Source organism: Hymenobacter aranciens, from assembly GCF_030580865.1.
Classification (GTDB): Bacteria; Bacteroidota; Bacteroidia; order Cytophagales; family Hymenobacteraceae; genus Hymenobacter; species Hymenobacter aranciens.
Window position 1 is genome coordinate 1 of sequence record NZ_JAUQSY010000013.1, and the last position, 21,915, is coordinate 21,915.

A 21,915-nucleotide genomic window follows, 5' to 3' on the forward strand; every position below is an offset into this window, starting at 1 on the left:
TCATTTGTCAGTCGTCAGGTAGTGAAAGTTACGGCTTTCTCTACTTACAACTGGCTCATTCCTTAGGGAAGCGTACAAACCGACCAATCCTACAAGCATGGAATCTATTTGATAGGCTGGCATTACGGAGCCTATGATAAAAGGCCGCCTAGTAAAGAGGATTTGCCAGCATTACATAAACTATTGAGCAGTCAGACTCAATCAGTAGCTAGTAGTTATGACATTCGCACGGTTATCCTAGACATCCGATTACCAGCAGATGCTGCTAGAATTGCTGATGATAAAAGCCTCTTTGAGGTGATTTGAACTCTAAGTAACAAGCCTAGCCCCTAGTTTAAGTGAGTTGGTTTATTACGTATCATTCACCTCATCTGCCAGCTACACCAACTGCCGCATGGTTGACTTAATACTGGAGCAGGCGGAGCGACTGGCAGATGTTATTAGTAATACTGATACGGATGTGTAAAAAACAAGGGCCCGCGCCTCCCGGCCCGGACCCTTGCAACCGCTAACCCATCAAGTGGCGCACGGCAGCCGCCAGGGCTGCCCGTATTGCCTCTTGCATAAGCCAGAGCCGGCAACCCTTTTTCGGTTTCTGGAGGTTTACGAAACACGGATTTCCTCCGTAGCTTCACCGCACGAACCGTTCTCATCTTGGCAGGGAGTTAAGGTGTACGACCACCTACTTCCCGAAGCCCTTGGTATTCCTGTACCGAGGGCTTCACCTTTTCAGGGGCAGCCGTGTGGTGAGGTGGAATAACCGTGCGGTGAGACAAAAGTAGCTCACCGGGCTTTACTCTCTCATTCCACCCTCCACCTCCACCCACTGCCGAATGAGCCCCACCCGCTCCCGCACATAGCGCGGGCTGAAAAAGCTATTCGACCAGTCCTCGAAATGCTCGGCGGCGTAGGCCAGGAAGAACAGCCACCAGCGGAAGCCCAGCGCCGGGATGGCCGCCAGCTCGGCGTCCGTCAGTGGGCGGATTTCGCGGTAGGCGGCCACGAAGAGCTGGCGGGCCTGCGCGGCCTCGGCGGCGGGGATGCGCCGGGTGAGGGTGTGCAGGAAGTAGTGGGCGAAGAAGGTCATCACGTCGTAGGCCAGGTAGCCGGTACCCGCGAAATCGAAGTCGAAAAACGTGGGCTGGTCGTGGGTGTCGAAGTGGAAGTTCTTGGGCAGGAAATCGAAGTGGCAGTAGCCGGTGCTGAAGCTGGCGGGCGCCAGGGCGGCCAGCTGGGCTTCGGTGCGGGCGGCGGTTGCCACGAGCCAGGCGTGGCCCTCGGGGTAGCCCTGGGCCGCAAACACCGGGGCCAGCTGCTGCAGGGGCTGCTCGATGGTGCGGGCCGCATCGTAGACGGGGCGCGGGTGGGTGAGCGCGAGGCCGGCCGTGCGCTGGTGCAGGCGGGCCATCTCGTGGGCGGTGGCCCGGATTTGCGCGTCGCTCAGGTCAAACACGTTCTGGCCGGGGGCGAAGGCAAACAGCACGCCGAAGCGCGGGCCCTCGGCGGCCTCGAAGCGCTGGAGGTAGTGGCCGTGGCGGTCGGGCAGGGGCGGGGCCACCCGGCTGCCGCCGGCCTGCAGGTGCCGCAGCAGCTCCACTTCGCCGCGGATTTCGGCCTCCGAGCGGTGAGCGGCGCGGTACACTTTAAGGATGTAGGGCGTGGCGGGGCTGTCGAGGCGGTAGGTGTCGCTGACGCCGTGCAGCAGCAGGCGGCCGGTGGTCAGCGGCAAGGCGTAGTGCTCGGCGACGTGGGCAGTAAGGGCGGCGGCCGCGAGGACGGAGTATTGCGTGGGGAAGATGGGCATGGCAGTAGCGCGAACTTTGTAGTTCGCGTCCCCGCGCCGGTTCAACGATTCGAATGGCGCAGGGACGCGAATTACAAAGTTCGCGCTGCTGCGTGCTACCGTATTATTCCTGCGGATGCGCCCGATTCCCCTCGCGCTGGTCGTAGCCCTTCGCCGGGTTCACGAAGAAGAAGCCCCACACGATGAGCAGCACCACCACGGCCCCCGCCAGCACGGCCAGCGTGGTGCCGCTACGTAGCAGGGTAGGGAGGCTCACGGGCACGATGCCCCAGATGCGCAGCACCAGTAAGGTAGTAAGGGCCAGGCCCAGCAGCACGATGGCCGCTCCGAGTAGTTGTTTCATGGCGGCTTAGAGCTGGTCGAGCCAGGGCTTTTTCTTGGTGTCGAATTCTTCCTGCGTGATGATGCCCTCGGTGAGCAGCAGCTTGAGCTTCTGGAGCTGCTGCACGGGGTCGGCCCCGGCGGCGGGGGCGGCCAGCTGCTGGTCTTTCTCGCTGGCGAAGACGCGGCCCAGCTCGGCGCCGGCGCCCAGGGCCAGGCCCGCGCCCGCCAGGCCGCCCTCGTTGCGGGCGGCGTCGCGCAGGGCTTTGAGGCGCTCCAGCTCGGGATAGGCGAGGCCCCCGGCGGCGGCGGCCTGGGTGTCGGCTATCACGTCGGACACGCGGCCGATGCGCTGCTGGGTGGCCGCGTCGAACACGGTGCCGCTGATGCGGAAGTCGGTCAGCTCGATGCCCAGTTGGGCAAAATCGGGCGCCAGCAGCTCGCGCAATTCGGCCGAGAGCGAGCCGAGCTGGGCGTCAATCTGCTGGTAAGAGAACTGCGCCACGGCCAGCTGCGTGGCCAGCACCTGCGGCAGGCGGCTTTGCAGCAAGGCCTTGGCCTGCGGGGTGGTGTACTCGTCCTGCTGCCCGGCTATCTCGCGGAAAAACAGCCCGGCATCGGCCAGCCGGAACGAGAAGTTGCCGTTGGCCCCCAGCTCCACCGGAATCTGGTACACCGGGTCGAGGTACTTGATGGGCATGGGCGTGCCCCAGGCCTGGTTCACCACCTCGGCACGGCGGAAGAAGTACACCCGCACCTTGTGCTCGCTCTCGAAGCCCGTGCGCAGCTTCAGCAGCGTGGTGACGAAGGGAATGTTGGCGGTGTCGAGATTGTAGATTCCCTCCTCGGTCAGCTCGTCGGTCACGCGGCCCTCGTACACCAGGATGGCGCCCTGGCCGGGACCGATGATGAGCTTGCTGGCATCCTTGAGCTCGTCGTGCTCGGAGGGGAACTTGTGCAGCAGCACGCCCGGCTGCGGGTTGGCCCACTCGATGACGGAAGCCAGCTGGTTGCGAAAGAAGTTGAAAGGCATGGGATGGGGAGCTTAGGTTGTCGTTCTGGCGGGGGGTGAGGTTACCCGTTACACCGGCTTCGGATTCTTCGTCAGCTTGCCGTCCAGGCTGATGGTGTACGTCTCATCCCCATCGTGCAGCGCGAAGCCACCGGGGTAGCGCACGGCATCGTCGGGGCTGTTGCCTTCCTCCAGCGGCTGGGTGAAGACGATGGCGCCCGTATCGGCCCGCAGGCACTGCACCGCGGGCCGGGCGCTGGGCGCGGCTGTGGGCTTGAAGCTAATCAGCACGTACTCTTTATCCGAGTACAGCAGGTGGGGCTCGAAGTAGAGGCGGCCGGGCGTGAAGTCGGCGTACGACAGCAGGCGGGCACCTTTTTTCTCGTAGGGCGTGATGAGGCGCTTGACGTGCGGGTCGGCGTCGGTGAAGATGCCCGAGCCGCCATAGTCGTCGCTCCACTCGAAGTGGGGGAGGCTCTGGGCCCCGCCCAGGTTGTGGCGGTACTGGTACTTGATGAGCTGGATTTTATCTTCCGGGTACGAGGTGCTGCGGCGGCTGAAGATAAAGCCGGTGGCGGTGGGGCTGTTGGGCTGCAGGTTGTTGAAGCCGTAGCGGGCGTCGTAGAAATTGTCCTTGGAATAGACCTTGTTGATGAGCGGGAAGAACATCATGTTGCGCCCATCATTGGTGAACACGCTGAAGTAGTCGCCGTAGTCGTTGTCGCCGGCCTCCACGGTGGCCACGCCGCTGGCTAGCTCCGACTGCCCCTGGAACAGCGTTTTGGTGACATCCTTGAAGGAATAATTGGCCTTGTCGACCCGGTACACCGCCATTTTGTTGGCCACCAGGTACAGCTCGCCGTTGTAGAAGTGCTTGAGGTCGAAATCGGGGAAGGAGCTGGTGCCGGGGGGCACGTTGAGCGGCACGCTTTTCAGCACCGTGCCCGTCGTCGCATCCCGAAACACGGCGTAGGCGCTGTCCTTGGTCACGCGGTAGTAGTTGCGGGTGCCGATTTGCAGCAGCACGGGCTTTTGCGAGGGGGCCAGGTATAGCAGCGTCTCGCGCGAGGAGAAGTTGAATTTCTTCGTGTAATCCTCTTCCTCGTCGGCCGTGGTCACGGAGTAGCTGCCCGGCGTGGGCGAAGAGCTGGAGCTGAACAGCAGCCGCAACAGCACGAACCCGAACATGACTACCGCCGCCAGCCCGGCCACTATTACGGCCCGCTTGACAGGCGGCTGGCCGGGCGTGCCCAGGGGCTCCTGCCGCACGGTGTAGTTGACGTTGATGTCGTCGTTGTCGAGGAAGTACTCGGTGCCGCAGCCCTCGCAGCGGAAGACGTCGGGGCGCACTTCGGTTTTCTGCGTGCTGCCGCAGTGCGGGCACTTGATTGCCTTGATTGATTTGGCCATGATGAGAGAGCGGGCGACGGCGGCGAAAGAGGCCGGACCGGCTCCGTTTGTACGTACCGCTGGCTCAACCGTTGGCAGCGCCTGCGGGCGGATAAAATCACCTGCCCGCCCGCGCCGGCAACCACCTGACTGGAAGCCCGCCTACAGGCTCGGCCCGCCCGCCGCGACAGATAAATTCCCCCGGCCCGCAACCAAAACCCCGCCGGCGCCGCTATTTTGCGCAGCATGACTGAACCCTCTACCCGCCGCGCCGTCGTTATCGGGGCCGGCTTTGCCGGACTGGCGGCCGCCACCACGCTGGCCCAGGCCGGCTGGCGCGTCACGATTCTCGAAAAAAACGACGGCCCCGGCGGCCGGGCGCGGGTGTTCCGCGCCCAGGGCTTCACCTTCGACATGGGCCCGAGCTGGTACTGGATGCCCGACGTGTTCGACAAATACTTCGCCCGCTTCGGCAAGAAAGTCAGCGACTACTACGACCTTATCCGCCTCGACCCCTCGTACCAGGTCATCTTCAAAGGCCCCGAAGCGGTGGACATCCCCGCCAGCATGGCCGGCCTGCGGGCGCTGTTCGAGCGCTACGAGCCCGGCAGCGCCGCCCGGCTCGACGAGTTTCTGCGGCAGGCGGCCTATAAGTACGAAGTCGGCATCAACCGCCTGGTGTACGCCCCCAGCCGCTCGCTGCTGGAGTTTGCCGAGCCCAAATTATTGCTCGACATGCTGCGCATGGACGTGCTGCAAAGCATGCACAAGCATGTGCGCCGCTTTTTCAAGGATTCGCGCCTGCTGGAATTGGTGGAGTTTCCCATCCTATTTCTCGGTGCCACTTCCGAAAACACCCCCGCCCTCTACTCCCTGATGAACTACGCCGACCTGGCGCTGGGCACCTGGTACCCCCGGGGCGGCATGCACAAAATCGTGGAAGGCATGGTGAGCCTGGCCGAAGAGCTGGGCGTGGAAATCAAGTACAGCCAGGAAGTAACCGAGATTGTAGTCGAGCACGGCCGCAGCACCGGCGTGCGCACCGCCGCCGGCTTCTGGCCGGCCGCGGCCGTGGTGGCCGGGGCCGACTACCACCACATCGAGCAGCAGGTGCTCCAGCCCGAGCACCGCCACTACTCGCCCGCGTACTGGGATTCGCGCACCATGGCCCCGTCGTCGCTGCTATTTTACCTGGGCGTCAATAAAAAGCTCGACAAGCTGCGCCACCACAATCTGTTCTTCGACGAGGACTTCGCCCGCCACGCCCACGAGATTTACGAGCAGCCGCAGTGGCCCACGCGCCCGCTGTTCTATGCCTCCGTGCCGAGCAAAACCGACTCCAGCGTCGCCCCCGAAGGCCAGGAAAACCTCTTCCTGCTCATCCCGGTAGCCCCCGACCTCACGGACGACGAAGCCACCCGCGAGCGCTACTACAACATGCTGATGGACCGCCTCGAAAAGCACTGCGGCCACTCCATCCGCGACGCGGTGGTGTTCAAGCGCAGCTACGCCCACCGCGATTTCGTGGCCGACTACCACAGCTTCAAGGGCAACGCCTACGGCCTGGCCAACACCCTGCGCCAAACGGCCATCCTCAAGCCCACCCTGAAAAGCAAAAAGCTCAACAATTTGTACTTTACCGGCCAATTGACTGTGCCCGGCCCCGGCGTGCCGCCCTCACTCATCTCGGGGCAGGTGGTGGCAGGGGAGGTACTGAAAGAGTTATGAGTTTTGAGTTATGAATTATGAGTGGGCATTATTTGCGCCGCTCTACCCAATTCATAACTTAAAACCCATAATTCAAAACTCATAATTCACTCCGTGGACCACGAACAACTATTCACCGATACCAGCCTGGCCTGTAGCAAGCTCATCACCAGTCGCTACAGTACCTCGTTCACGCTCGGCATTCGCACGCTGGAGCCGCGGCTGCACCTGCCGGTGTACGCCGTGTATGGCTTCGTGCGCTGGGCCGATGAAATCGTGGACACCTTCCACCAGCACGACAAAGCCGCCCTGCTGGCCGATTTCCGTCGCCAGACCTACGAGGCCATCGACCTCGGCCTCAGCCTGAATCCTGTGCTGCACGCCTTCCAGCAGGTAGTGCGCGAATACGGTATCGACCGCGAATTCATCGATGCCTTCCTGCACAGCATGGAGCTGGACTTAGAAGACCATAACTACCACGCCGACTTATACAAAGAGTACATCTACGGCTCGGCCGAAGTAGTGGGCCTGATGTGCCTGCGCATCTTCTGCCACGGCGACGCAGCGCTGTTCGAGCGGCTGCGCGAGCCCGCCTGCCGGCTGGGCGCGGCCTTCCAGAAAGTGAATTTCCTGCGCGACATCCGCTCCGACTATGAGGAGCGGGGCCGGGTGTACTTCCCCGGCGTCGTTTACCAGCGCTTCAATGATGCCACGAAGCAGGAAATCGAAGCCGATATCAAGGCCGATTTTGAGGCGGCCTACGCGGGCATTCAGCAGCTGCCGCGCTCGGCGAAGCTCGGCGTGTACCTGGCCTATGTGTATTATCTGAAGCTGTTTTACAAGATTAAAAAGCTGTCGGCCAGCCGCATTCTGGGCGAGCGGGTGCGGGTGCCGAATAACACCAAGCTGCTGCTGCTGCTGGGTTCGTATTTCCGGTACCGGCTGGCGAGTATTTAGAACGTGTAGCCCGAATTGAAAATTCGGGCTACACGTTCTGTAGCTTTGTCCGTAATGGTTGGTATGAAGAGCCTGCTTTCGCTTTCCTTATTACTGTGTGCCGACGCGCTGCCGGAAGTATCCGAGAACCGCGCCCGCACCATTTCCCCCCTGCCCATCTCCGTGGATTCTCATTTCAACCCCGCCGCCCTGCGCCAGCAGTTCGCCAAAGCCTCCTCCGACAAAGCCGCCGCCGAAAAGCTCTACAAGCAGCTGGCCGACTACAAGGGCCACGATGCCGTGGTAATGGCCTACAAAGGTGCTGCCGAAGCCATTCGCGCCCGCGACGCGTCGATGTTTGACAAGCTGACGTTCATCCAGCAGGCCAACCGCTCCTTCGAGCAGGCCGTGAGCCTGGCGCCTGATAATGCGGAAGTTCGCTTCCTGCGCTTCTCGGTCGAGAGCAATCTGCCATCCTTCCTGGGCATGAGCAAGCACGTCGAAGAAGACAAGGCCCTGCTGCTGCGGGCGGCCCTGGAGCACCCCGCCTCGGGGCTCGATGCGGAGGCGTTCAACTTCGTGCGGCGCTACCTGGTGGAGCGCGGCCACGTGAGCGAGGCTGAGGCGCAGCAGCTCAACAAAGTGGCCGGCTAGGCCGCGAAGTCAAAATTATTTCCGATTTTACACGCCGTAAAGCGCCAGGCAGGTTCTACGCGTAACCTTCCTAGCTAAACTGTAGTTAATGTGGTCGTATGGCTTCCCTGGCACTCAGCGTTCGAATCGACCCTAACTCCGGCTTCTGCTTTGGCGTGATTTACGCCATCCAGATGGCCGAAGACCTGCTCGACGAGCAGGGCTACCTCTACTGCCTGGGCGATATCGTGCACAACGACGAGGAAGTGCAGCGCCTCGAAGCCCGGGGCTTGCGCATCATCTGCCACGAGCGGCTGGCCGAGCTGCGCGACGAGGCCGTACTCATCCGGGCCCACGGCGAGCCGCCCGCCACCTACCAGATGGCCCTGGCCAACAACCTAACCCTCATCGACGCCAGCTGCCCGGTGGTGCTCAAGCTGCAAAACCGCATCAAGGCCAGCTTCGACCGCAAGGATAAAATCTACATCTACGGCAAGCACGGCCACGCCGAAGTAGTGGGCCTGCTGGGCCAGACCGGCGGCGAGGCCGTCGTCTTCGAAAACCTCGATGAGCTGCTGCGCCACGAGCTGCCCGAAAACATCACCCTCTACAGCCAGACCACCAAGAGCACCGACAGCTTCTACAATATTAAGAATGAGCTGCAAACCCGCGGCCACCAGGTAAACGCCAACGACACCATCTGCCGCCAGGTGAGCAACCGCGACAAGGATTTGCGCCGCTTCGCCACCCAGTACGACCAGATACTGTTCGTGTCGGGCACCAAAAGCTCCAACGGCCGGGTGCTCTACCAGGTGTGCAAAGCCACCAACCCGCAAACGCACTTTGTTTCCAACGTAGATGAAATTCAGCGTGAGTGGTTTGCGCCCGGGCAGTCGGTGGGTATCTGCGGAGCCACCAGCACCCCCATGTGGCTGATGGAACAAGTGCGCGACCGGTTGTTGTCTTTTTAAAACTAGCGGTTAGCTAATAGCTGCCAGCCATTAGCTTTTGAGTGCTGAAATTTTGAACGTCGCTACTGCCAGCCCCCGCATAAAACCGCAGCCGCTCAACGGCAAAGGGGTAGCCGTTGCGCTGCTGGTGATTGGCGCCTGGGCGGGCCTGCTAACGTTTCTGCTGGCTTTCTACGAGCCCAACTGGCGCAGCCCCGCGCCCTACCTGCTGGCGCTGGGCCAGATGCATCTTTACACCGGCCTCTACATCACCGCCCACGACGCTATGCACGGCGTGGTGAGCCCCCATAAGCGCCTCAACAATGCCATCGGTACCGTGGCGGCGCTGTTGTTTGCCTACAACTGGTTTCCCGGGCAGGTGGCCAAGCACCACGCCCACCACCGCCACGTCGGCACCGCCGACGACCCCGATTTTCACGATGGGGAGCACCAGAGCTTCTTGCTGTGGTTTCTGCGCTTCGCCTGGCACTACGTGACGTGGTGGCAGGTGCTGCTGATGGCCGTGACCTACAATGTCCTCAAGCTGTGCTTTCCGCAGGCCAACGTCATTGCTTTCTGGATGATACCGGCCGTGCTGGCCACGCTGCAGCTGTTTTTCTTCGGCACTTACCTGCCGCACCGGGGCGAGCACGCGGCCGACAACCCGCACAAGTCGCGCAGCCAGCTGCGGCACCACGTGTGGGCCTTTGTGAGCTGCTATTTTTTTGGCTACCACTACGAACACCACGACCAGCCCTACCTGCCCTGGTGGCGGCTGTGGCAGACAAAGGCTTGACGAATGAAAAAGGCCACCCATCGGGTGGCCTTTTTCATTCGTCAAGCCTTTGCACTTAGTGCACTTTGTTGGTTTTCTTGCAGCACTCTGGTAGCCGGTCGTAAGCCTTGGCTTCGGCCGTGGCTTCGTCGGCGTCGTAGCCGGTCTTTTGCACGGCGGCGCGTAGGGCGGCCACATCAGTTTTAGCCGGCGAGTAATTGACGGTCAGCACCTGCGAGGCCACGTCGAGCGAGGAGCTTTGCACGCCTTTGGTATAGGCCATGCTTTTTTCAATGCGCGTCTTGCACATATCGCACACGGCCGAGGTTTTGAATTTCACCGTTTCGGTGCCGGGCTTGGTTTGGGCCTGGGCCACGAGCGCGAAGAAGGAGAGGAGGGAAGCGAGGAGGAATTTCATGGTTGAGGTTGATTTTGGAAGTGAATTAACAAAAATGTGGCCGGAAAAATTAGGTGTTAGGTATTTGTTTTGGTATTGGGGCTCGTATGTTACCTAACACCTAACACCTAACACCTAACACCTAACACCTAACACCTAACACCTACTCAATCCGATAGCGCAGCCCGGCATACGTCAGCCGGCCATACACCGGCCCCCACACCATGGCCGCATCGAAAGTCTGGCCGAACGGCGCGGCCGCTCCGTCAATGGGATTAGGCTGGCGGTAGTCGGTCAGATTCTCCACGCCCGCGTACACCTCCAGCCGTCGGAAGGCGCGGGTAGCCTGTAGGTTGAGCAGCGCGAAGCGGGGCGTGGTAGCCGGCACGTATTCCTGGCCGCTGCCGTGCTGGTGCGGATGGTCGATGTGCGCCACTGGCCGCTGCCCGAACCACTGCACCGTCAGGTCGCCCCGCCACTTGTCGAAAGCCGTGGCGTAGCCCAGGTTCAGGAAGGCGCGGTGGTTGGGGGTGAGGGGCCTGGGGAGCAGCTGGTTTTCGTAGGTCGTGCGCACGTCGAGGTATTTGTAGGCGGCTTTCACGTGCAGGCCTTTCAGCGGCTCGGCCTGCAGCTCGGTTTGCAGGCTGCGGGCAAAGGAGCGGCCGCCCGCCGGCAGGTTGTCAATCATGAGCGTGGTGGGCGCGGTGTACATGTCTACCACCACCTGGTTGTCGAACTCAGTGTGGTAGTAGTCAACCACGAACGTGGCCGAGTGCCCCAGCAGTGTAAAGTATTGCGTGGCGCTGCCGCCCAGGTTCCAGGCGCGCTCGGGCTGCAGGTTATTGCCAATGAGAAACTCCCGGGCACTCACCAGCAGCGAGGCGTTATCGGCAATCGGGTTGGCCACGCGGAAGCCGCGCCCGGCCGACACCCGCAATACCGTATTCTTGGCCGGGTCAAACTTCACGTTGAGCCGGGGCGTGTACTGCCAGCCGTAGAGGTTGTGGCGGTCGGCCCGGAAGCCGGCTACCACGGTCAGGTTGTGGCTGTTCTGGTAAGTATATTCGGCAAAAGCCCCGGGCACCCGCTCCTGGCGGTTGCGGTGCAGGCGGGCGGCCAAGTCGGTCGGACTTTCGGTAGTGTAGCGGCGGCCGTCGTCGAAAACCTCCCGGTAATCATCATACAGAAAGCTCAGCCCGGCGCGGTACACGTGCGCCGTATTGCCCAGCACGCTCTGAAAGAGCAACGTGCCGAGGCCGGTGCGCTGCGTGCCATCGTAGCGGCGCACGGTGCGCAGCCGGTCGGGCGTGCCGTAGGAATAGGCCGAGGTGAAGTCGTGGTCGGTGCCGCTCAGCAGCAAGCCCAGGCTCTGGAAGGGGCGGGTGGGCCAGGTGTAGGAAGTTTTGGCGTAACCGGTGTAGCGGGTGGTCGTCTGCGTAGTACCGTAGCTGGTGGCGAAGGCGTTGGCCTCGCTCTCGCGGAAATTCATTTGCCCGCCCTGCCGGGTTTCGCGCAGCGCTCCCAGGCCCACTTCGCTCACGATGCCGCGGGTGGATTTGTACTTCCACTTATTAAAGGCATTGTACTGCGTAGCGAGCGGCAAGTCGAGAAAGCCGTCCTGGTTGCGGTCCACCCGGCGGCCCAGGTGGTCGGTGTGCAGCAGCAGCACGGTGCTCCATTTCGGGCTGATGCGCGCCGAGCTGTTGAGGTTCACGTCGAATTTGCCGAGGTCGTTGCCGTAGGCGTTAAACAGCAGCTGGTCGGTATTCTCGGGTTCTTTCAGCTTCACGTTCACCTGGCCCGAAATGGCCTCGTAGCCATTCACCACCGAGCCCGTGCCCTTGATAATTTCGATGCCCTCAATCCAGGGCCCGGCCAGGTAGCCGAGGCGGTAGGGCGCGGCCAGCCCGCGCAGGGCCGGCTGGTTGTCCACGGTCAGCAGCGAGTAGGAGCCGTCGAGGCCCAGCAGCTGAATCTGCTTGGCACCCGACACGGCGTCGGAGGTCGTCACCTCTACGGCGGCGTTGGTTTCGAAGCTCTCGGCCAGGTTGCAGCAGGCCGATTTGGTGAGGTCGCGGGCCGTGATGAGCTGGGTATTGGTGGGCGTGAGCGAGGAATAAGCGGGCGCCCGGTCCGTCACCACCACTTCATTCAGCTCACTACCCGCACGCAAAGCCACCCGCAGGTAGGGTGCGCCGGAGGGAGCCACGGCCAGCGTATCGGCCCGGTAGCCCAGGGCCTGCACCACCAGCCGCGAGGCCGCCCGCGCCGGGCGCGGCAGCACGAAGCCGCCGCTGGCGTCGGTGGTGGCCACGGGGCCCGCGTTATCAGTGGCAGCATCGGGCAGCCAGCGCACGATGGCGCCGGGCAGGGGCGAGGTTTTGCCCGCCTCGGTCACGAGGCCCCGCACGGGCTCGATGAGGCTGCTCTGGGCTTGGCCCAGCAGCGGCAGGATGCTCAGCAGCAGTATAAAAGGCAGCGGGCGAGGCCCGCGCAAAAAGTCCATAGTATTGGTAAGTTAGGCATACTGTCAGAAATGCCAGCGGGCTACCCGCCCACTCGGCCCGGCAGCGCGTGCGGCTGCCTTCTCTGCCAGAAAAACCTAGACTACCAGGGTACAAGCCCAGGTGAGCAGGGCCCGTCCGCCCAGGGGCGGCGGCGACGAGTCGGCCGCAAACCAGCGCTCGGCCGCCACGCCGGGGAGCTTAGCAGCATTGGCCGGGCGCGGCCAGGCCAGCGCCGGCAGCCACGCGGCCAGCAGCGGCGGCGGCAGCACTTTGGCGCTTACTACGTCGTGCGCCGGGGCGCTCAGCTTGTGGTGGTGCTTGCTGAAGTCGCAGCAGTCACTCTTCACCCGCGTGGGCAGCTCGCCCGCGCAACCGGTCAGCGCCCGTGCTGCGCCCGGCAGCCCCACGCTCACCTTGCTGCGCCCGCTGATGCGGCAGGTGTGTCGCTGCACCGTGAGGCCCACCGAGGCGGCGAGCACCAGCGCGGCCAGGCACAAGCTGAGCAGACGGTGGGAGAGGGGGCGTTTCATCACTGCAAAGGTACGGACAAGGCCAGCAGCTGTGCGTACAGCAGCTGGCTTTAAACGTACAAAGTCCGGGCGGAGCGGGGCCGGCAGCAAGGCAACCGACCACCCAAAAGCAAAGTGCCGGGAGTGTTGTTTTTTGTGAATCAGCGGCGGTTTATTATTCAACAATGAGGCGCAACAGGCGGGAAACCTGCCCCGGATTCGTTACCCGAACGGTGTAAAAGCCGGCGGCCAAGCCCTGCACCGGCAGCCGCGCCTGCCGCTCGGGGGCGGCGGCGGCCGGCAGGGTTTGCTGGCTAACCACCTGCCCCAGCGAATTCAGAAGCTGCAGCGTAACCGGCTGGCCGACCGTGACCTGGCCGCGCCACGTCACGGCACTGCGAGCCGGGTTAGGGTACAGCACATCGGCTGGCGCGCCAGTGGCCGGCGCAGCGGTAGCCGTCGGCAGGCGGGCCTCATTCCGAGCGGTGATGAGGATATCGGCGGGCCAGCTCGCCATGGCGCTCAGGTCGAGGTCGGCATCGCCATCCAGGTCGGTGAGCTGCAGGGAAGAGAGGTCCAGGCCCGGGGCCAGGCGAAACAGCTGCTGCGAAAAGCCAGCGGCCCCGCCGTTGAGCAGCACCAGGCAGTTGGGCAGGCGCTGCGAGGAAGCCATCAGCACCACGATATCAAGCAGGCCGTCGGCATTGACGTCGCCCACCACGGCCGTGCTCGGTGCCACGGGCAAGGTTGAGCGGATGACAGTGAAGCTGCTGCGCTGGTTGCGCCACAGGGCCAGCTGGCCGGTTGCTGCGCCGAAGCTGGCCGTCCCCAACTGCACCACATCCAGCAGGCCGTCGTTGTCAAAATCGGCCAGCAGCGTTGTAATGAGCTGGCTGGGGCCGGCCAGCTGCTGGCCGGGGCTGAAATTGGCCGCGCCATCGTTCAGGTACAGGCGCGAGCCACCCGTGAAATCACTACCTACCAGGTCCAGGTCGCCGTCGTTGTCCAGGTCGCCCAGGGCCACTCCTTTCATGGAGCCCGGCACCGGCCGGAAGGCCAGCCGCGCTACCCGGCCCTGGCCGTTGGTGAAGCCAATGGCAATGGAATCGTTGTTCCAGCCGCCCACGAAGTCGAGGTAGCCGTCCGCGTTGAGGTCGCCTACTTGCAGCGTGCCCGGCCAGCTGCGGCACTCCAGGGTGTCGCGCTGCGCAAAGTTGCCCGTTCCATCGTTGTAGTTCAAACCGATAGCAGAGCGCTGCTGGCCGTAAACCGAGTAGGAGGGCTTCGATTTGGTGATAACATCCAGGTCGCCGTCGCCGTCCAGGTCGGCCGCCAGTATCTCACTCACCGTGCGGGGCTCCAGCGCCCGGGAGGCCGCGGCAGCCATGTCAAACCAGCCCGTGGGCGTACCGCGCCGCAGGCGCGCGCTGTTGCCGCTGCCCGTCACGGCCAGCAAATCGGGGTAAGAATCGTTGTCGAAGTCGGCCACCAGCGACGTGCCCAGCGTCGGGAGGTTGTTGGGTAGCATCAGGCTGTCGTGCGCCACGAAGAAGCCGCGGCCGGTGCCGCCGGTGGCCGTTCGAAACTGCTGCACCTGGCCCCGCACGGGGTCGCTGTTCTGGTCGAATAAGGGCGCGGGCGTGCTCACGTTTATCAGCTCGCCGGGGGCAAAGTCCAACGTGGGGTCGAAGCGCAGGGTGGTTGTGCCGGCGCCCGTCACCGTGCCCGTGCGCCGGCCCTGGCGGAGGGCGCTGAATACGCGGGGGCCATCGGGCAGCGTGGCTCCCAGGGCTGCCGAGAAGTTGAATTGCAGATTGGTCCCCACGGGCACCTGGTTGGCGTTGTAGCCCGGCTGGGCGCTGGTCACCATCGTCGAGGGCCGGACGTGGAAGCTGTCGACCGAGGTAGCCAACCCGCTGGGTGTTATCACCGTCAGGCGGCCGGTGGTGGCATTGCCGGGCACCACGGCCTGCACCTCGGTGGCCGAAACTACCGTGAAGCTGCTGGCCGCCACTCCGTTGAACTGCACCTGCGTGGCCCCGCCCAGGTAAGTGCCCTGAAGGGTGACCAGCCGGCCGGGCGCCCCCGCCGGCGGCGTGAAGCCCGCCAGGGTGGGGCCGGGCAGCTGCAGCTGACCCGGGGCCGTGGCACTGCCGCCCGGGGTGATTACCTGCACCGTGCCCGTGCTGGCCAGCGCGGGCACCACCACCGTCAGCTGCGTAGCCGATACCACCACGAACGTGGCCGCCACTCCGCCAATCAGCACGCTGCTGGTGCTGCCGAAGTTGGTGCCCGTCAGGGTAATGGTACTGCCCGCGACGGCCGTAGCCGGGCTGAAGGCGGTGAGCGTGGGCGCCGCGGGCCGGTTAAGTATCGTGAACAGCCCGGCCGTTACCTGGCTGTCGCCGTTGTAGCTGGCCAGCAGGTCGAGGCTGCCGTCGCCGTCGAAGTCGGCCGTGGCCAGGGCCCAGCCCTGCAGCGCGAACGTCAGGCTGTTTGCCGGCGAGATGATGCCGTTCGTATTCAGGTACCAGCGCATGGCGATGGGCAGCCCCGATGACCAGTTGTTGTGCGTCGTGAGGATGTCGAGGTCGCCATCGCCGTCCACGTCGCCCATTTTCAGGAGCTTTGTTTCCGGGGCCACCGTAAAGTTGGTGAGAGGCGTGCGGCCAAAATCGCCAGTGCCGTCGTTGTAAATGAGGGATATGGCGTTAAAAGAAGTTGTATCCCAATAGCCCAGCAGGTCGAGGTCGCCATCCTGGTCGAAGTCCGTCAGGGTCAGGTCCGTCAGGCTGCCCCCGCCCCTGAACACCCGGGCCGGGCTGAAATTAGCGGCACCATCGTTCAAGAACGTGTATATCCCCGCCAGATAAGGCTCGGCGGCGACGATATCTAGGTCGCCATCGCCGTCGATATCCCCGATTACCACGGTATTCAGGTAGAACGTACTGTTGCCTGGGTTCGGCAGCAGGCGCGCGTGGTTTTTGAAGTTGCCGTGGCCGTCGTTCAGGCGCACGTTCGTCGAGTCGCGCAGGTTCGTCGGCAGCACCATGTCGAGGTCGCCGTCATTGTCCAAATCGGCCAGGGCGACGCCGCCGATGCCGCCGAGCTGCTGCTGCAGGGAGCTGGCGGCCGTCAGCCGGCCATTGCCATCATTGGTATAGCTAAACATCCCCCCGTCGAAGCCACCGCCCGTGATGAAATCCCGGTAGGTAGAAATCACGTCCAAGTCAGAGTCATTGTCAATGTCGGCCAGCTGGATAGCGCTGGGCGTGTGCGTAAACGGCAGGGTTTGCACCAGCACCATGCCCGCCGCCCCGCGGTTTTCATACGTGCGCAACTCAGTGCTGCTCAGGCTCACAAAGTCCAGGTCGCCATCGCCGTCGAGGTCGCCCGGCGCGGCATACGGCGCCTGCCGGGAATTGCCGATGCGCGTGGGCGGCCCAAAGTTGGCCGCAGTGCCCGGGCCCGGGGCGGCTGCCCGAAAGCTGTTGCCCTGCGGCAGCACCTGGCCCGCCAGCGGCCCGCTCGGCGTGGCAATGCCGCTGCCCAGCGACACACTCACCTGCTCATTGGGCGCGAAAGGCTGCGTGGGGGTGAAGGTGAGCGTCGGGCTGCCGTTGCCGCTGAGCGTGCCGGTGCGCAGTCCCTGGCGCAGGTCGCCAAACACGCGGATGTCGGCGGCGGCTGCCGTCACCGGCTGGCTGAACGTCAGGCTGAGGCTGCTGCCGGTGGGGGCATTTACGGCCATCGCGGCAGGCGTCTGGCGCACAATGGTTACCGTAGGCGTCACGACGAAAGCCGTGGCCGAAGTGCCCCGGCCCATGGGCGTCGTAACGTCGACCAGCCCAGTAGTGGCGCCCACGGGCACCGTCACCCGCAGCAGCGAGTCGCTGACTACCTGAAACGACGGGGCGACCGTGCCGTTGAACCGCACTTCCGAGGCCTGGCTGAAATACCGCCCCGCTACCAGTATCAGGCGGCCCACCGGCGCCAAGGCCGGCATAAAGGCCGTGAAGAGCGGGCGGGGGCGGGGGCTGTTCCAGCACAGGTAATCCTGCCCGTTCGTGGCATCCGATACCAGCGCATCCAAGTCGAGGTCGCCGTCGAAGTCGGCCAGCAGCAGGTGGGGCGAGGTGCTGAGGGCTCCCACGGCATACGGCGTGTTGGGCGAAGGCTGAAACTGCCCCTGGCCATTATTCAGCAACACTGCAATGCCTCCTTTGCCCGCAACGCTCTGGCCAGTCAGCAAGTCGAGGTCGCCGTCGCCGTCCACATCGGCCACGCTTACGGTAGTAGGTGGCGAGGCTGCACTCATGCCCGAGGGCGGAATGGTGACGGTGCTGGTGCTGACACCGTTGCTATTCAGCGAGCCGCTACCGTCGTTGAGGACTACGGTCAGGCTACTTGCCGGGTCGGCAATGACGATGTCGAGGTCACCATCGTTGTCGAAGTCGCCCAACGCCAAGCTTTGGATGGCACCCAGGCGCAACAGCCCCTGGCCGAGAGAGTCAAACTGCCCCTGTCCGTCGCCAAGTAATATCCTCAGGTAACGATTCTGACTGAATGTATTGCCGAGCAGCACCACATCCAGCTTCCCATCATTGTTGCAGTCGCCGAGGGCAAACGACGGCGTGGTAGCCAGGCCGGTTGGGCCGGCATCGGTAGGCGTTGCCAAAGTGCCCGTGCCCAGGTTGCGGCACAGCTTCAGATAGTAGTAGCCGGCACTTCTGGCTAGCAGGTCCAGGTCGCCGTCGGCATCCACGTCGCCCAGTGCCATCGGGGCTACCTGCGTCAGGGTCTGGGTGAGGATTAGGGAGCCGTTGATGTTGATAAACAGATAGGTGTACGGATTGAGCGGGTCGCGGGCCCCCGCCACCACGTCGAGGTCAGCGTCTCCGTCGAGGTCGCCCACCAGTAGCGTGCCCGTGCCGCCCGCCAGGCTCACGCTCACACCCGGCCCAAAGCCGTTGGTGCCCTGGCCGGGGCGCACCGTCAGGCCCGTGGCGGTGCTGGTAATCAGGTCCAGGTTGTCATCGCCGTCAAGGTCGGCGGTAATGGTTTGACTCATGGTGGCTACGCCCGGCATACTGCGGGTGGTGGCGGGGCCAAAAAAGCCTTCGCCCGTGCCCCCGGTAGCCGTAATAAACTGCATCGTCTGCCCGTTCAGCACCGCGCCGCTGGTGCCGCGCAGGTTGGCGCGCGTGCTCACGCTCACCCATTCGCCCACCCCAAAGGGCTGAGTTGGCTGGAAGGCCAGCGTGGCGGTGCCCCCACCGGTGAGGGTGCCCGGGCGCCGGCCCTGCCGCAGCGCCGAAAACACGGCCAGCCCGCCCGTGGCAGTGGCCGAAGCCGCCTCAATGGGCGCGCTGCACGTCACCTGCACCGCGCTGGTGCGGTTCACGGTGGGGGCATTGCGGGCGGGCTGCCAGGCCGTCACCGTCAGCGGAGGCACCACCTGAAACGCGGTAGCCGAGGTGACGGACCCACCCTGGGTAGTCACCACCACCGGCCCGGAAGTGGCGCCAGCGGGCACCACGGCCGTCAGCTGCGTCGCCGATACCACCGTGAAGCTGGTGGCCGGTACGCCATTGAAACTCACGTTCAGGGTGGTCCCAAGATGGCTGCCCGTGATGGTGACAGTGGCCCCGATAACGCCTGCCGCGGGCGTGAAGCCCGCCAGTGTGGGCATGGCGGGCGTGGCGCCATTGCGCACCAGCACTACACTGTTGCTAAGATGATTGGCCGTTATCAGGTCGAGGTCGCCGTCGCCGTCCACGTCGCCCAGCGTCACGCCCATGGCTTCGGATGCCGTGGGCCAGCCGGGCGTTACCAGCTGCACCGAGCCTACCTGCGCGGTAAACGTGCCGGCTGCGTTGTTGAGGTAGGTCAGCACCTGGCCGCCGGTGCCTTGGGCAATTACTACATCAAGGTCGCCATCGGCATCTACGTCGGCGGCCGCCAGGCCGGTGGGCGTGCTGCCCGTGGGCAGGCTTACAGTGGTGCCAGTGCTGGAAAAAACGCCCGCCGCAATGTTGCGGCGGATACTCCACGACCCGCCGCTGCCGTTGGCCGTCAGCAGGTCGGGTAGCCGGTCGTTGTTGATGTCGGCCACCACCAGCTCGGTTGGGCCCGCTCCCACACTCACCGTGGAGCCCCCGCTAAACTGGCCGCTACCCGAGTTCAGCCGCACGGTTACGGAGTTGCTGCCTTCGTTCGACACGAGCAGGTCGAGGTCGCCGTCGCCGTCCACATCGCTCAGGGCCACTGCGCTGGGCCGGGTGCCCACTGCTACGTCCACGCTGGCTAGAAAATAGCCCGCTCCGTTGTTCAGGCGCACGCTGGCCGAGTTGCCGTCGCGGTTGGCCGTCACCACGTCGAGGTCGCCATCAGCATCCACGTCGCCCACGGTCACGCTCACCGGGCGCAGCCCCACGGGCAGAATCTGTCCGCCCAGGCCCAGCACCCCAAACCGTCCGGTTCCGTCGTTGAGGCAAATGGAGATGGCCGCATTGTCGGCATCGCCCGCCACAATGTCCAGGTAGCCGTCCTGGTTGAAATCGCCGACGGCCAGGCCGCCCGGCGCACTGCCTACCACCGAGTTAATGTAAAACGAAAACCGCCCGGTACCGTCGTTGCGGTACGTGACGGCCCCAAACAGGCCGCCGGTCGTCAGTAGGTCCAGGTCGCCATCGTTGTCGACATCAGCCAGTACCTGGTCGCGCGAATTGGTAACGCCCACCACCGTCGAATCGATGAAGAAGCCGCGGCCGGTGCCGCTGGCAGCCGTCCGAAACTGGTACACCTGCGGCCGGATACCCACGCCGCTGGCGTTCGTGAGCGTCGCCGGCAGGCTGACGCTCACCAGCTCACCGCTGCCAAAGCTCCGGGTGGGCGTAAAGGTCAACAGCGTCGAGCCGCCGCCCGTCAGACTGCCGGCCCGCACGCCCCCCAGCTGGTTGCCATACACGCGCAGCGTAGCGGCCGAAGCCGCCGTTATCGCCTGCGAAAAGCCGGGTCTGACCACACTGCTAACGGCTACGGCCGTTGAATTGCGCGGCGGAGTTACCGACGTCACAGTGGGAGCCTGCGCCCGGGCGGGAGCCGTTGCGCTCAGCAAAAGCCCGGCCAGCAGCCCGCGCACTGCCGCAGCCGTGCCGAAGATATTCCGGCCGCCGGCCAGTGGCAAAGAGAAAGGTACCGGTAAAGGCATAAAATCGTCAGTAATACAGTGCGCTCAGACGGAGTAAAGATGCTGCAAAAAAAACGATTGTACCTCGCTCACCCTTTCGTCTTTGCCTGCCAGCCAGCGGCCCGCTAGGTCGTGCCAACACCTGCAAAAAAGCCAATTTTAAGTTTGTGGTAGAAAATGGTAAATCGTGGTTGCTTTTCGAAAAGCAAGCTGTACTTTTGTTATAGCCCCTCGAAAATCCCCCTTCACCATGCACCTGCTCTCCGGCGAATACGAATGCAAGCTCGACCCGAAAGGGCGGCTCGTACTGCCGTCGAAGGTGAAGGGAAACCTGCCCGAAGAATCGGGTAATCAGCTGGTTTTGGTGCGGGGCTTCGAGCCCTGCCTGGTGCTCTACCCGCAGTCGGCCTGGCGCGTGATTCACGAGAAAGTGATGGCGCTGGACGAGTTTAACGAGGAATACCGGCAGTTTCAGCGCAACTTCTTCCGGGGCATGACCGAGGTGGAGCTCGACAGCATTGGGCGCTTCATGCTGCCGCGCACCATGCTGCGCTACGCCGGCATCGAAAAGGAAGCCATCATCGTGGGCCTTGGCAACCGCTGCGAAGTGTGGGACCCGGCCCGCTACGACGAGTTCCTCATCAAAGACCAGCAGAGCTTCTCGAAGCTGGCACAGAAGTTTTTATCCGTCGAAACGCCGCTCAGCGGCCTGGCCGCATGAGCGAGTACCTCAACGATACCGCCTACCACCGCCCGGTGATGCTGGCCGAATGCCTCGCCGCGCTCGACCTGAAGCCCGGTGGCCGCTACGTGGATGTCACCTTCGGCGGCGGCGGCCACTCGGCCCGCATCCTCGAAAAGCTGACCGATGGCCATCTCTACAGCTTCGACCAGGATGCTGATGCCGAGGCCGAAGCCGACAAGCTGGCCCGCCCGCAGTTCACCTTCATTCGGGCTAATTTTCGCGACTTAGTCGCTGAGCTACAGCAGCGCGCCGCCCTGCCCGTGGACGGCCTGCTGGCCGACCTCGGCGTGAGCTCGCACCAGTTCGACACGCCCGAGCGCGGCTTCAGCACCCGCTTCGACGGCCCGCTCGACATGCGCATGGACCCCGCTGGCGACCTCACCGCCGCCGACGTGCTCAACGACTACTCCGACAAAGACCTGCACCGCATCTTCGGCATGTACGGCGAAGTGACCAACGCCCGCACCCTGGCTCAAACCGTAGTAGCCGCCCGCCGGGGCCGCCCGCTGGCTACCATCGCCGAGCTCAAAAAAGCCATCGAGCCCTGCACCCCGCGCGGCAAAGAAAATAAATACCTGGCGCAAGTGTTTCAGGCGCTGCGTATTGAGGTAAACCAGGAAATGCAGGCCCTGCAGGAAATGCTGCTGCAAACGGCCGACGTGCTCCGCCCCGGCGGCCGCCTGGTGGTGATGAGCTACCACTCGCTCGAAGACCGGCTGGTGAAGAATTTCATTGGCAAGGGCAAGTTTTTCGGCGAGGTGGAAAAGGACTTTTTTGGCAATGAAACCAAGCCGTTTGAGGCCCTCAACCGCAAGCCGGAAGAGGCCTCGGCTGAGGAAATTGCCCTGAACAGCCGCGCCCGCAGTGCTAAATTGCGGGTTGCGGTGAGGAATTAAGCGAGTTAAAAGTGACAAGTTAAAGGTTGAAATAACTTCAGCATCGTTGGTTTTAACATCTTGTATCACAACCCCCCCCCCAACTTTACCACTCAAGCCGATAGTCAGGCCGCAGTCTTTTAACTCCCAACTTTTAACTTTT

General features: G+C 63.5%; 15 protein-coding genes. 7 read left to right on the top strand and 8 right to left on the bottom strand.

Annotation, left to right across the window (positions count from 1 at the left end):
* Positions 1–793 precede the first annotated feature (793 nt).
* The 4 genes from Q5H93_RS18025 to Q5H93_RS18040 form a co-directional block, all read right to left on the bottom strand.
* On the bottom strand, positions 794–1,804 hold the full coding sequence (locus Q5H93_RS18025; RefSeq protein ID WP_305008029.1) for a phosphotransferase enzyme family protein: 1,011 nt from the start codon (positions 1,802–1,804) through the stop codon (positions 794–796).
* A gap of 103 nt (positions 1,805–1,907) precedes the next feature.
* A complete protein-coding gene (locus tag Q5H93_RS18030) occupies positions 1,908–2,147 on the bottom strand; it encodes a hypothetical protein (RefSeq protein WP_305008030.1) in 240 nt (79 codons plus the stop codon).
* A gap of 6 nt (positions 2,148–2,153) precedes the next feature.
* Positions 2,154–3,158: an SPFH domain-containing protein gene (locus tag Q5H93_RS18035; protein WP_305008031.1), complete on the bottom strand. Its 1,005-nt coding sequence runs from the start codon at positions 3,156–3,158 to the stop codon at positions 2,154–2,156.
* 48 nt (positions 3,159–3,206) lie between these two features.
* Positions 3,207–4,547, bottom strand: a complete 1,341-nt coding sequence (locus Q5H93_RS18040; protein ID WP_305008032.1) for a hypothetical protein — start codon at positions 4,545–4,547, stop codon at positions 3,207–3,209.
* Between the two features lie 225 nt (positions 4,548–4,772).
* Here Q5H93_RS18040 and crtID point away from each other — a divergent pair, with 225 nt between their 5' ends.
* From crtID to Q5H93_RS18065, 5 genes are all read left to right on the top strand, one after another.
* Complete coding sequence (crtID, locus tag Q5H93_RS18045) at positions 4,773–6,254, top strand: bifunctional phytoene desaturase/3,4-desaturase (protein WP_305008033.1); 1,482 nt, start codon at positions 4,773–4,775, stop codon at positions 6,252–6,254.
* A 93-nt stretch (positions 6,255–6,347) separates the two neighbouring features.
* Positions 6,348–7,190, top strand: coding sequence for a phytoene/squalene synthase family protein (locus Q5H93_RS18050; RefSeq protein WP_305008034.1), 843 nt, complete (start codon positions 6,348–6,350; stop codon positions 7,188–7,190).
* A 63-nt stretch (positions 7,191–7,253) separates the two neighbouring features.
* Positions 7,254–7,823 carry a hypothetical protein gene (locus tag Q5H93_RS18055; RefSeq protein ID WP_305008035.1) on the top strand — a complete coding sequence of 190 codons (570 nt, stop codon included), beginning with the start codon at positions 7,254–7,256 and terminating at the stop codon, positions 7,821–7,823.
* Between the two features lie 98 nt (positions 7,824–7,921).
* The gene (locus tag Q5H93_RS18060) at positions 7,922–8,773 is read left to right on the top strand and encodes a 4-hydroxy-3-methylbut-2-enyl diphosphate reductase (protein WP_305008036.1); all 852 of its coding nucleotides are present in this window, start codon (positions 7,922–7,924) and stop codon (positions 8,771–8,773) included.
* 52 nt (positions 8,774–8,825) lie between these two features.
* Complete coding sequence (locus tag Q5H93_RS18065) at positions 8,826–9,548, top strand: fatty acid desaturase (RefSeq protein WP_305008037.1); 723 nt, start codon at positions 8,826–8,828, stop codon at positions 9,546–9,548.
* Between the two features lie 55 nt (positions 9,549–9,603).
* Here the strand turns inward: Q5H93_RS18065 and Q5H93_RS18070 are convergent, their stop codons facing one another.
* The 4 genes from Q5H93_RS18070 to Q5H93_RS18085 form a co-directional block, all read right to left on the bottom strand.
* The gene (locus Q5H93_RS18070) at positions 9,604–9,945 is read right to left on the bottom strand and encodes a heavy-metal-associated domain-containing protein (protein WP_305008038.1); all 342 of its coding nucleotides are present in this window, start codon (positions 9,943–9,945) and stop codon (positions 9,604–9,606) included.
* Between the two features lie 142 nt (positions 9,946–10,087).
* Complete coding sequence (locus tag Q5H93_RS18075) at positions 10,088–12,430, bottom strand: TonB-dependent receptor (protein WP_305008039.1); 2,343 nt, start codon at positions 12,428–12,430, stop codon at positions 10,088–10,090.
* Between the two features lie 96 nt (positions 12,431–12,526).
* Positions 12,527–12,961, bottom strand: a complete 435-nt coding sequence (locus Q5H93_RS18080) for an HYC_CC_PP family protein (protein ID WP_305008040.1) — start codon at positions 12,959–12,961, stop codon at positions 12,527–12,529.
* 154 nt (positions 12,962–13,115) lie between these two features.
* Positions 13,116–20,153: an FG-GAP-like repeat-containing protein gene (locus Q5H93_RS18085; RefSeq protein WP_305008041.1), complete on the bottom strand. Its 7,038-nt coding sequence runs from the start codon at positions 20,151–20,153 to the stop codon at positions 13,116–13,118.
* Positions 20,154–20,382: 229 nt separating this feature from the next.
* On the opposite strand from Q5H93_RS18085, the gene mraZ reads away from it, so the two are divergent.
* Positions 20,383–20,853 carry a division/cell wall cluster transcriptional repressor MraZ gene (mraZ, locus tag Q5H93_RS18090; protein ID WP_305008042.1) on the top strand — a complete coding sequence of 157 codons (471 nt, stop codon included), beginning with the start codon at positions 20,383–20,385 and terminating at the stop codon, positions 20,851–20,853.
* Positions 20,850–21,773, top strand: coding sequence for a 16S rRNA (cytosine(1402)-N(4))-methyltransferase RsmH (gene rsmH / locus Q5H93_RS18095; protein WP_305008043.1), 924 nt, complete (start codon positions 20,850–20,852; stop codon positions 21,771–21,773). The genes mraZ and rsmH overlap by 4 nt, the downstream gene beginning before the upstream one ends.
* The last annotated feature ends 142 nt before the right edge of the window (positions 21,774–21,915 follow it).